Origin of the sequence: Pseudomonas bohemica (assembly GCF_002934685.1) — a bacterium.
GTDB classification, from domain to species: domain Bacteria; phylum Pseudomonadota; class Gammaproteobacteria; order Pseudomonadales; family Pseudomonadaceae; genus Aquipseudomonas; species Aquipseudomonas bohemica.
Map to the genome: position 1 here is coordinate 492,296 of NZ_NKHL01000121.1, position 11,966 is coordinate 504,261.

The 11,966-nt window shown below is 60.3% G+C and carries 10 protein-coding genes; all 10 read left to right on the forward strand.

The annotated features are described in order from the left end of the window. Positions 1–17: 17 nt before the first annotated feature. The 10 genes from iolE to CE491_RS29720 all read left to right on the forward strand — a co-directional run bounded on the left by iolE (position 18) and on the right by CE491_RS29720 (position 11,693). Positions 18–953, forward strand: a complete 936-nt coding sequence (iolE, locus tag CE491_RS29680; protein ID WP_110951867.1) for a myo-inosose-2 dehydratase — start codon at positions 18–20, stop codon at positions 951–953. A gap of 1 nt (position 954) precedes the next feature. Then, complete coding sequence (iolB, locus tag CE491_RS29685; protein WP_110951868.1) at positions 955–1,764, forward strand: 5-deoxy-glucuronate isomerase; 810 nt, start codon at positions 955–957, stop codon at positions 1,762–1,764. 43 nt (positions 1,765–1,807) lie between these two features. Next, a complete protein-coding gene (locus tag CE491_RS29690) occupies positions 1,808–3,307 on the forward strand; it encodes a CoA-acylating methylmalonate-semialdehyde dehydrogenase (RefSeq protein WP_110951869.1) in 1,500 nt (499 codons plus the stop codon). A gap of 198 nt (positions 3,308–3,505) precedes the next feature. Next, positions 3,506–5,437, forward strand: a complete 1,932-nt coding sequence (gene iolD, locus CE491_RS29695) for a 3D-(3,5/4)-trihydroxycyclohexane-1,2-dione acylhydrolase (decyclizing) (protein WP_110951870.1) — start codon at positions 3,506–3,508, stop codon at positions 5,435–5,437. A gap of 155 nt (positions 5,438–5,592) precedes the next feature. Further along, positions 5,593–6,609, forward strand: a complete 1,017-nt coding sequence (locus tag CE491_RS29700; RefSeq protein ID WP_110951871.1) for a Gfo/Idh/MocA family protein — start codon at positions 5,593–5,595, stop codon at positions 6,607–6,609. Between the two features lie 275 nt (positions 6,610–6,884). Continuing rightward, positions 6,885–7,112, forward strand: a complete 228-nt coding sequence (locus tag CE491_RS30500; RefSeq protein WP_199885289.1) for a hypothetical protein — start codon at positions 6,885–6,887, stop codon at positions 7,110–7,112. A gap of 88 nt (positions 7,113–7,200) precedes the next feature. Further along, on the forward strand, positions 7,201–8,130 hold the full coding sequence (locus CE491_RS29705) for a sugar ABC transporter substrate-binding protein (RefSeq protein WP_110951872.1): 930 nt from the start codon (positions 7,201–7,203) through the stop codon (positions 8,128–8,130). An 84-nt stretch (positions 8,131–8,214) separates the two neighbouring features. Then, on the forward strand, positions 8,215–9,783 hold the full coding sequence (locus CE491_RS29710) for a sugar ABC transporter ATP-binding protein (RefSeq protein ID WP_110951873.1): 1,569 nt from the start codon (positions 8,215–8,217) through the stop codon (positions 9,781–9,783). 59 nt (positions 9,784–9,842) lie between these two features. Further along, positions 9,843–10,865 (forward strand): ABC transporter permease, encoded by a 1,023-nt coding sequence (locus CE491_RS29715; protein WP_110951955.1) that lies wholly within the window; start codon positions 9,843–9,845, stop codon positions 10,863–10,865. A 423-nt stretch (positions 10,866–11,288) separates the two neighbouring features. Further along, positions 11,289–11,693, forward strand: a complete 405-nt coding sequence (locus CE491_RS29720) for a TraR/DksA family transcriptional regulator (protein WP_110951874.1) — start codon at positions 11,289–11,291, stop codon at positions 11,691–11,693. Positions 11,694–11,966 lie beyond the last annotated feature (273 nt).

Genomic DNA, 11,966 nt, shown 5'->3' on the forward strand with positions numbered 1-11,966 from the left:
ACAATAAAGGTGCAGCCATGCCCGCTTCCGCAATCCGAATTGGCATCAACCCGATTTCCTGGAGTAACGATGATTTGCCCGCCCTCGGAGGCGAAACCCCGCTGAGCACGGCGCTGAGCGAAGGCAAGGAAATCGGCTACGAAGGTTTCGAACTCAACGGTAAATTTCCCAAGGACGCCAAGGGCGTCGCCGATGTGTTGAGGCCCTATGACCTGGCACTGGTGTCGGGCTGGTATTCCAGTCGATTAGCCAGCCGCTCGGTGGCCGAGGAAATCGAAGCCATCGCCGGTCATGTCGAACTGCTCAAGCACAACGGCGCCAAGGTGCTGGTGTATGGCGAGGTGGCGGACTCGATCCAGGGCCAGCGTATTCGTCTGATCGAGCGTCCGCGCTTTCACAGCGACGCCCCCTGGCAGGAGTACGCTGACAAGCTGACGGAACTGGCGCGTTTCACCCTGTCCCAAGGCGTGCGCCTGGCGTATCACCACCACATGGGCGCCTACGTCGAATCGCCCGAGGACATCGACAAATTGATGGCCCTGACCGGCAGCGAGGTCGGCCTGCTGTTCGACTCCGGGCATTGCTATATGGGCGGCGGCGAGCCGTTGCAGGTGCTGCGCAAACACATCGACCGGGTCTGCCACGTGCATTTCAAGGACGTGCGCAAACCGGTGGTGCAACTGGCGCGCAACAACCTGTGGAGCTTCCCGGACTGCATCGTCAACGGCACCTTCACCGTGCCTGGTGATGGCGATATCGACTTCGCCGCACTGCTGGAGGTGTTGTTGCAGGCGCGCTACGAAGGCTGGCTGGTGGTTGAAGCGGAACAGGATCCGGCCGTGGCGCCGAGCTACGTCTACGCCCAAAAAGGCTATGACACGCTGCGCAATCTGCTGGCCGCTGCCCAGGAACTGAACACTGGTTTACAAAAGCCTGCTCAAAGGAGCCTGTGACATGAATCTTCTGGTCAAGAGTAAAGCCGAAGGCCGTGATGTCGTGGCGCTGGGCAAAGGCGTGCTCGAATACGTTGGTTTTTCGGCCCATCGGTTGACGGTCGGCGAGCGTCTGCCGGTCAACTCGGGCGACAGGGAGCTGTGCCTGGTGCTGCTCAGCGGTCGAGTCAGTGTCAGCGGCGAGGCGCCGGGGCAGGGCAGCTTCAGCTGGGAAAACATCGGCGATCGGCAATCGGTGTTCGAAGACAAATCACCCTTTGCGGTCTACCTGCCGCCCGACAGCCAGGCCCAGATCACAGCCCTGAGCGCGGTGCAGATTGCTGTCTGCGCAGCGCCCGGCGATGCCTCCAAAGACCTGCCCGCGCGATTGATCAAACCCGACGCCATGAAACGCAGCGTGCGCGGCAAGGCGGCCAACACCCGTTATGTCTGCGACATCCTGCCGGATTCCGAACCTGCGCATTCGCTGCTGGTGGTGGAAGTGCGTACGCCTTCTGGGCATTCCTCCAGCTACCCGCCGCACAAGCACGACAAGGATGATCTGCCCCATGAAAGTTTTCTCGAAGAGACCTATTACCACCAGATCAACCCGCCTCAGGGCTTCGTCTTTCAGCGGGTCTACACCGATGACCGCAGCATCGATCAGGCCATGGCCGTGGAAAACAACGATCTGGTGACGGTGCCCAAGGGCTACCACCCGGTCAGCGTGCCTTATGGCTACGAATCCTATTACCTGAACGTGATGGCCGGCCCGAAACGCGCCTGGCAATTCCATAACGATCCGCAGCATCAGTGGTTGATGGATTTGTGAATTCACCCCCTCGCTTTCCAGGAATCACGCAAGGAGTCCCGCAATGAGCAACACCTCGATTATCGGCCACTACATCAACGGCCGGGTGCAGGACGCCAGCGAGCGTTTCAGCGATGTGTTCAACCCAGCCACTGGCGCCGTGCAGGCTCGTGTTGCGCTGGCCGAACTGAAGACCGTCGATGAGGCGGTAGCCGCGGCGCAGGCTGCGTTCCCGGCGTGGGCCGATCAATCGTCGCTGCGTCGCGCGCGGGTGATGTTCAAGTTCAAGGAACTGCTCGATCAGCACCACGACGAACTGGCCGAGATCATCTGCCGCGAGCATGGCAAGGTGTTCTCCGACGCCAAGGGCGAAGTAGTACGTGGCATTGAGATCGTCGAGTTCGCCTGTGGTGCGCCGAGCCTGTTGAAAAGTGACTTCAGCGACAATATCGGCGGCGGCATCGACAACTGGAACCTGCGTCAGCCGCTGGGCGTGTGCGCGGGTGTCACCCCGTTCAACTTCCCGGTGATGGTGCCGCTGTGGATGATTCCCATGGCGCTGGTGACCGGCAACTGCTTCATCCTCAAGCCCTCCGAGCGCGACCCTTCCGCCAGCCTGTTGATGGCGCGGCTGTTGAAACAGGCCGGGCTGCCGGACGGCGTGTTCAACGTGGTGCAGGGCGACAAGGTAGCGGTGGACGCGCTGTTGCAGCACAAGGACATCGAGGCGATTTCCTTTGTCGGCTCGACCCCTATCGCCGAATACATCTACCAGCAGGGCACGGCGCACGGCAAACGCGTGCAGGCCCTGGGCGGGGCGAAAAATCACATGATCGTGATGCCCGATGCCGATCTGGATCAAGCCGCCGATGCCTTGATCGGTGCGGCCTACGGCTCGGCTGGCGAGCGCTGCATGGCGATTTCGGTAGCCGTGGTGGTCGGTGACGTCGGCCAGAAACTGATCGACAAACTGCTGCCGCGCATCGATTCGCTCAAGGTCGGTAATGGCATGAATGCCGATTCGGACATGGGGCCTCTGGTCACGGCGGTGCACAAATCCAAGGTCGAGGGCTATATCGATCAGGGCGTCAAAGAAGGCGCGAAGCTGATTGTCGACGGACGCAACTTCAGGGTGCCCGGGGCCGAACACGGCTTCTTTGTCGGCGCTACGCTGTTCGATGACGTCACGCCGGACATGGCTATTTATAAAGAAGAGATTTTCGGGCCAGTGCTGGGCATCGTCCATGTGGCGGATTTTGCCGCCGCCGTAGAGCTGATCAACGCTCATGAGTTTGGCAACGGCGTGTCGTGCTTCACCAGCGATGGCGGTATCGCCCGTGCGTTTGCGCGCACCATCAAGGTCGGCATGGTCGGCATCAACGTGCCGATTCCGGTGCCCATGGCCTGGCATTCGTTCGGTGGCTGGAAACGCTCGCTGTTCGGCGATCACCACGCCTACGGCGAAGAAAGCCTGCGCTTCTACAGCCGCTACAAAAGCGTCATGCAGCGCTGGCCGGACAGCATCGCCAAGGGTGCGGAGTTCAGCATGCCGACGGCGAAATAAGGAAGTTGCACCGGTCCTGCGGGGGTGCATTCAACTGTGTGAGTGAACTTGCTCACGAAGGCGGTTTTCCAGACCGCGCATCTGATATGGATGTACTGGCCAATTGGTGAGCAAGCTCACTCCCACAGGCAAAAAACCCGGCAAGCCGACAGGATGTGCACGACGCCTCATCGCCTCCAATAACAACAAGGTGCAAGCATGACCACGACACGATTGACCATGGCCCAGGCCCTGGTGAAGTTTCTCGATAACCAGTACGTCGAAGTCGACGGCGCGCAGAGCAAATTCGTCGCCGGGGTGTTTACCATTTTCGGCCACGGCAATGTGCTGGGCTTAGGGCAGGCGCTGGAGCAGGACAGCGGCGAGTTGATCGTGCATCAGGGCCGCAACGAACAAGGCATGTGCCACGCGGCGATGGGCTTCGCCAAGCAACACCTGCGGCGCAAGATCTACGCCTGCACGTCTTCGGTCGGCCCCGGTGCGGCGAACATGATTACTGCTGCGGCCACTGCGTCGGCCAACCGCATTCCGCTGTTGCTGTTGCCAGGCGATGTTTACGCCAGCCGACAGCCTGATCCGGTGCTGCAACAGATCGAACAGTTCCATGACCTGAGCATCAGCACCAACGATGCGTTCAAGGCCGTGAGCAAATACTGGGACCGCATCAATCGCCCCGAACAATTGATGAGCGCCGCACTGAACGCCATGCGCGTGCTCACCGACCCCGCCGAAACCGGTGCCGTCACTTTGGCTTTGCCCCAGGACGTGCAGGGCGAGGCGTACGATTACCCTGATTCGTTCCTGGAAAAACGCGTGCATCGCATCGACCGCCGTCCGCCTACCCAAGCCATGCTGAAGGACGCGCTGGAACTGCTCAGAACCAAGCGCAAACCCCTGCTGATCTGTGGCGGTGGCGTGCGCTATTCGGGCGCGGCGGCGCAGTTGCAGGCGTTCGCCGAGCGCTTCGATATTCCCTTCAGCGAAACCCAGGCCGGTAAAAGCGCCATCGTCTCGGCTCACCCACTGAACATGGGCGGCATCGGCGAAACCGGTTCGCTGGCGGCCAACACCCTGGCCCGCGAGGCGGACCTGATCATCGGCGTCGGCACCCGATACAGCGATTTCACCACCGGCTCCAAATCGCTGTTTCAGAACCCTGAGGTGCAGTTTCTCAACCTCAACGTCGGCGCTTTCGATGTGCAGAAACTCGATGGCGTGCAGGTGCTGGCCGACGCGCAACTGGCGTTGCAAGCGTTGGCCGATGGGCTGGGCGACTACCGCACGCAGTGGGGCGAGGCGCCCCGGCAGGCACGCGCCGCGCTGGACGCTGAAGTAGATCGCCTGTACGCGGTGCAATACCAGACCGAGAATTTCGAACCGGAAGTGGCCGGGCATCTGGATTCGCAGGTGCTGCGCGATTTCATCGAAATGACCGGTTCATGCCTGACGCAAAGCCGCGTGCTGGGCCTGCTGAATCAACAACTGCCCAGCGACGCCGTGATCGTCGCGGCGGCGGGCAGCCTGCCGGGTGATCTGCAGCGGGCCTGGCGCAGTACCAGTGTCGACAGTTATCACGTCGAGTACGGCTATTCGTGCATGGGCTACGAGGTCAACGCCGCGCTGGGGGCCAAGATGGCGGCGCCTGAACGTGAGGTTTATGCGCTGGTCGGCGATGGCTCATACATGATGCTGCACTCGGAGTTGGCGACCTCGATCCAGGAGCGGCGCAAGATAAACGTGGTGCTGCTGGACAACATGGCATTCGGTTGCATCAACAACCTGCAGATGGGCAATGGCATGGGCAGCTTCGGCACCGAATTCCGTTTCCGCAATCCCGAGACCGGGCTGCTCGATGGCGACTTCGTGCCGGTGGACTTCGCCATGAGTGCAGCCGCCTATGGCTGCAAGACCTACAAGGTAAAAACCGCCGAGGAGCTGGAAGCGGCGCTGATCGATGCGCGCAAGCAGGCGGTCTCGACCCTGATCGACATCAAAGTGCTGCCCAAGACCATGATTCACGGTTACCTGTCGTGGTGGCGCGTGGGTGTGGCGCAAGTGTCCACCGACGGCAGCACGGCCGAAGCCTATGAGCGGCAAAAAACGATGCTGGCCAAGGCCCGTAAATACTGACGTACACAAAACCTGTCGGAGCGCGCTTGCCCGCGATAATTATCTGTCTGATGCCGCTTTGTGTCTGACGCACCCTAATCGCGGGCAAGCGCGCTCCTATGAGCAAGAGTATTCAACCGTAGAACACGCTCCTGCGGAAAAACGGAGAACACATCATGAAAATCGGACTCATCGGCTACGGCAAAGGCGGGCGCTTCTTTCATGCGCCGCTGCTGGCCAGCCTGCGCGGCGCCAGCTTTGCCGGGGTCGTGACACGTTCCCCCGAGCGACGACAGGACCTGCAAAAGGATTACCCCAAGGTGCCGGCGTTCGACAGTCTGGCCTACATGGTTGCTGCCGGCGTCGACGCCGTAGTGATTTCCACACCACTGGCCTCACGCCGCGCGTTGATTCTGGAAGCCATCGAACTCGGCGTGCCGGTGGTCAGCGACAAACCCTTCGCGCCTGATGCTCAAGATGCCCAGGAGCTGGTAGACGCCGCCGAACGCCGTGGCGTGCTACTCGGTGTTTATCAGAATCGCCGTTGGGACTCGGATTTCCTTACCGTACGCAAGCTGATCGACCAGGGCGTGCTGGGCCAGATCACGCGCTTCGAATCCCGGGTCGAGCGGTATTCGCCGTCGTCAGTGGGCAAGGAAAGCGGCGGCGGGATTCTGCGGGATCTGGGCAGTCATCTGGTAGATCAGGCGTTGCTGTTGTTCGGCCCGGTGAAGCGGGTTTATGCGGAACTGGAATTCGCCACCTCCGAGAAGGTCGATCACGGTTTTTTCGTTTCGCTGATTCATGCCAGCGGCGTGACCTCGCACCTGTGGGGCAGCTGCTTGCAGAACGCCCAAGGGCCGAGGTTTCGGGTCAACGGCTCGCAGGGTTGCTATACCGTTGATGGCCTCGATGGTCAGGAGGCCGCGGCGCTGGCTGGGTTATCGCCCAAATCCGAAGGTGAACGCTGGGGTGTGGAAGAGCATCGACGCTGGGGCTGGTTCGAACAGGGCGAGCACCGCGAGCGCGTGCCGTCCGAACGCGGCTGCTGGACCGAGTTTTATCGCCAACTACAGGAGGCGGTGATGAACCAGGGACGCAACCCGGTGGATGCGCGGGAGGCGGTGGCGTCGGCAAAGGTGTTGGATGCCGCGAGAACCAGTGCGTTGCAAGGGCGAGTGGTGGTGCTGTAGCCGATTCGCCCATAGCAGCCCGCCTTGCCGGCGCGTTTTCCACGACGTCATCGCCGGCAAGCCGGACGGCTGCGGGAGCTGAATCGCGATAAAAAATCAAAATAGAAATAAATTCTAAAAATTGTTGAAGTAGAAATTATTTTCCAATAGAGTCATTTCCAGGTTGCCGACGATCGACGTCCACACCAGATGTCCCAGGCTCATATCCAAGCCCAGCGACACCAGGCCGGACGACCGAAACAAAAACAAGAAAGCCAAAAAGACAGGTACCGTCGATGAACATTTTCAAACATGCCGCCAAGGCTTGCCGATCCGCATCACGTTCTCTGCTTGCGCCTTCCCGCGCTGTCTCGCGTATCAAACCCGTCATTGTCCATGTCCTGGATCGATCTCTCGAAACCGTTGCCCGGGTGCTCTGCGTCCAAAGCCACGGCGTGATGGTCTGCGGCAGTTCGGCGGCGTCGGTCGCGCACTTTTCCAATCCGCACTTCTCCACCCGGTAAGCGCCTGGCAGCCTACAGAACACTCATTGAACCCCAGCAGTCGTTAGCCAATTCACTACAACAACAAGAATTTGGAGAAAGACCGTTCATGAACACCAAAGCTCGTTTTACTTCTCTGGCGCTGGCCCTGATGCTCAGCAGCGGTGCAACGCTGGCGGCCGATCTCAAGATCGGCGTGGCCATGTCGCAGTTCGATGACACCTACCTGACCTACATGCGCGAAGACATGGGCAAGAAAGCCAAGGACATGGGTGGCGTCGATCTGCAGTTCGTCGACGGTCGCAATGACGTGAACAAGCAGCTCGATCAGGTTCAGGAGCTGATTGGCAAGAAGGTCGACGCCCTGATCGTCAACCCGGTCGACACCGCTGCTACCGGTCGCATTACCAAAGCCGCCACCGCCGCCGGCATTCCCCTGGTCTACGTCAACCGTCGCCCTGACGATCCGAAACTGCCTGCCGGCGTGGCTTCGGTCACCTCCGATGACAAGGAAGCGGGCCGGCTGCAGATGCAATATCTGGCGGACAAGCTGGGCGGTAAAGGCACCGTCGTGATTCTGCTGGGTGAGCTATCGAACAACTCGACGCGTGACCGCACCGAGGGCGTCAAAGAGGTACTGAAAAAATACCCCGACATCAAGATCGCCGAGGAGCAGGAAGGCGCCTGGGGGCGGCAGAAAGGCATGGACATCACCAACAACTGGCTGACCCAGGGCCGCGACTTCAGCGCCGTGGTTTCCAATAACGACGAAATGGCCATTGGCGCATCGATGGCTCTGAAACAGGCGGGCAAAAAGCAGGGCGACGTGCTGGTCGCAGGCGTCGATGGCACGCCGGACGGCCTGGCGGCGGTCAAGAAGGGCGACCTGACGGTCTCGGTGTTCCAGGACGCCAAAGGCCAGGGCGAGGGCTCCATCGACGCGGCCGTGAAGCTGGCGAAGAAGGTAGAATTGCCACAGCAGGCCATCGTGATCCCTTTCAAGCTGATCACCCCGGAAAACGTCGGCACCTTCAAATAACGTTCACATCACGACAACTGACCGGACGCGGAGGGCGGCGCTACCGACCTTCTGGCACCGATGTCGCTTGAGGAGCCTGTGACCATGTTCGCTTCCGCTACAGCCTCGATTACGGCCATCCCTGGCGCAACGCCCGATGTCGCCGCAACGCCCGCCGAGTATCCTTACCTGCTGGAAATCAGCAACATCAGCAAAGGTTTCCCTGGCGTGGTGGCGCTGGACAACGTGGAGCTGCGCGTGCGGCCCGGCAGCGTGCTGGCACTGATGGGCGAGAACGGCGCGGGCAAATCCACGCTGATGAAGATCATCGCCGGTATCTACCAGCCCGACGCTGGCGAAATTCGTCTGCGCGGCAAGCCGGTGGTGTTCGACACACCGTTGTCGGCATTGCAGTCGGGCATCGCGATGATTCACCAGGAACTCAACCTGATGCCACACATGAGCATCGCCGAGAACATCTGGATCGGCCGCGAACAGCTCAACGGCCTGCACATGGTCGACCACCGCGCCATGCACCGTTGCACTGCGCAACTGCTGGAGCGGCTGCGCATCGATCTCGACCCTGAAGAGCAGGTCGGCAATCTGAGCATCGCCGAGCGGCAGATGGTCGAGATTGCCAAGGCGGTGTCCTACGACTCCGACGTGCTGATCATGGACGAGCCGACCTCCGCCATCACCGAGAAGGAAGTGGCCCACCTGTTTTCGATCATTGCCGACTTGCGCGCGCAGGGTAAGGGCATCATCTACATTACCCACAAAATGAACGAAGTGTTCGCCATCGCCGACGAAGTCGCGGTGTTTCGCGATGGCGCCTACATCGGCCTGCAGCGCGCCGACAGCATGGACGGCGACAGCCTCATCTCGATGATGGTTGGCCGCGAGCTGACCCAGCTGTTTCCGGAGCGTGACACGCCCATCGGCAAGCGGCTGCTGTCGGTGCGCGACCTGTCTCTGGATGGCGTATTCGAAGGCGTTTCGTTCGATCTGCATGCCGGTGAGGTGCTGGGCATCGCCGGGCTCATGGGCTCGGGGCGCACCAATGTAGCCGAAACCATCTTCGGTATTACCCCTTGCACTCGGGGGGAAATTCACCTGGATGGCGCGCCGATCAAGGTCAGTGATCCGCATTTCGCCATCGAGAAAGGCTTTGCCCTGCTGACCGAAGATCGCAAGCTCAGCGGGTTGTTTCCGTGCCTTTCGGTGCTGGAAAACATGGAAATGGCCGTGCTGCCGCATTACGTCGGCAATGGTTTCGTGCATCAGAAAGCGCTGCGCACGCTGTGCGAAGACATGTGCAAGAAGCTGCGGGTCAAGACGCCCTCCCTGGAACAGTGCATCGATACGCTGTCCGGCGGCAACCAGCAGAAAGCCTTGCTCGCACGCTGGCTGATGACCAATCCCCGGGTGCTGATTCTCGATGAGCCGACCCGCGGCATCGACGTTGGCGCCAAGGCCGAAATCTATCGGCTGATTTCCCTGCTCGCCAGCGAAGGCATGGCGGTGATCATGATTTCTTCGGAACTGCCCGAAGTGCTGGGCATGAGCGATCGGGTGATGGTCATGCACGAAGGCGAAATGATGGGCACGCTGGACCGCGCGGACGCAACTCAGGAGCGGGTGATGCACCTTGCGTCCGGCAACTCGATCCACTGATGGCCAACTTGCCAGAGGCCCACCAAGGGTCGGAACAAGAACAAGAGGCATGCATGAAAATGAACGCGATACTGGAAAACAAACCTGCTCTGGCGCCGACCAGGCACAAACGGCGGATGCCCACCGAACTGAGCATCTTTCTGGTGCTGATCGGCATCGGCCTGATCTTTGAAGTGTTCGGCTGGGTCGTGCGCGATCAGAGCTTCCTGATGAACTCTCAGCGTCTGGTGCTGATGATCTTGCAGGTATCGATCATCGGTATGATCGCGATCGGTGTGACCCAGGTGATCATCACCACCGGGATCGACCTGTCTTCGGGTTCGGTGCTGGCGCTCACGGCGATGATCGCGGCCAGCCTCGCGCAATCGTCCGACTACACCCGCGCCGTGTTCCCATCGCTGACCGACCTGCCAGTGTGGATACCCGTCGCCGCCGGGCTCGGGGTCGGGCTGCTGGCGGGGGCGATCAACGGCAGCATCATCGCTATCACCGGGATTCCGCCGTTCATCGCCACTCTTGGCATGATGGTTTCGGCCCGTGGTCTGGCGCGCTTCTACACCGGTGGTCAGCCGGTGAGCATGCTCAATGATTCCTACACCGCCATCGGACAGGGCGCGATGCCGGTGATCATCTTTCTGGTGGTGGCGGTGATCTTCCACATCGCCCTGCGCTACACCAAATACGGCAAGTACACCTACGCCATCGGCGGCAACATGCAGGCGGCCCGCACCTCGGGGATCAACGTCAAGCGGCATCTGATCATCGTCTACAGCATCGCCGGTTTGCTGGCGGGCCTGGCCGGGGTGGTGGCATCGGCGCGGGCTGCCACGGGGCAAGCGGGGATGGGAGTGTCCTACGAACTGGACGCGATCGCCGCCGCCGTGATCGGCGGCACCAGCCTGTCCGGCGGCGTCGGGCGTATCACCGGGACCGTGATCGGGGCACTGATTCTCGGGGTCATGGCCAGTGGATTTACCTTCGTCGGTGTCGATGCCTATGTACAAGACATCATCAAAGGGCTGATTATCGTGGTCGCGGTGGTCATCGACCAATACCGTAACAAGCGCAAGCTCAAGCGCTGAAGGCTTCATGAATTGTAGAAAAGGGCCTGGTTTCAGGCCCTTTTTGTTTTTACGGCGGTTTGAACGCAAGCGTCAGGGGCGGGTCAGACACCGTCGGCGCTGTTCACGTAGGAGCGCGCTGCCCGCGATAGCAGTGGGTCAGCCGGCCATGATGCCGTTTGTACCGACCATTCGGGCAAGGTCCTGCAATCGAACGCCGCAGAAATGTATAGAAACACCGGTTCCCCTCAATGCCACCGGGGATTTAAGGGCTTGTTGAGCGAATCTTGTTCAATTATGTTGCCGAGTACGAAACCCGGCCTTAGACTGCCGCCCCTCGTAAATTGAGTGCCGGGAGGCGCTTGGAGACTACGGCGGCTGTGACAGCTGGACCAAGGCGCTCCCGTGATTCGCCTTAATGCACGTTTTTTTATAGAGAAATCAATGACCAAGGAAAAGTTGCTGGCGATGCCGGCCGATGACTACATGAACGCGGAGCAACACGCTTTCTTCATCGAGCTGCTGCAAGCCATGAAAGTGGAAATCCACGAGCGCATCGAGCAGAGCCGTATCGCTATCGAAAGCCTGGACACCCCGGCTGATCCCGCTGATGCCGCTTCTGTCGAAGAAGAGCGTCACTGGCTGGTCAATGTGATCGAGCGCGACCAGCGCATGTTGCCACAGCTGGAAATGGCCCTGACCCGTATCGCCGAAGACACCTTTGGCTGGTGCGATGACAGTGGTGAGCCTATCGGCCTGAAGCGTCTACTGATCAGCCCGACCACCAAGTACTGCATCGAAGCTCAGGAACGCCACGAACAGATCGACCGCCACCAGCGTCAGGCCTGATCCGCCTCGGGTGACTGCATGGCCCGACTGCCCTTCGTGGGCAGTCGGGCCTTTTATCGTCTGTGCTTTTTTCCGGTTAAAAGCCCTGATCAGCCGCATTTCATAAATCCGACCGACTACCACCAACGACGCATGGCGCATGGCCGCCATCTGACGTTTAATGCTTTCAAATAATGATAAGCACGGTGGGTCAAGGATATGGCTGCTAACGAAACTTACACAGGGACGCTTTCCGCGCAATTGCAAACGGTGGCCACCGCGCATGCTGTTGCC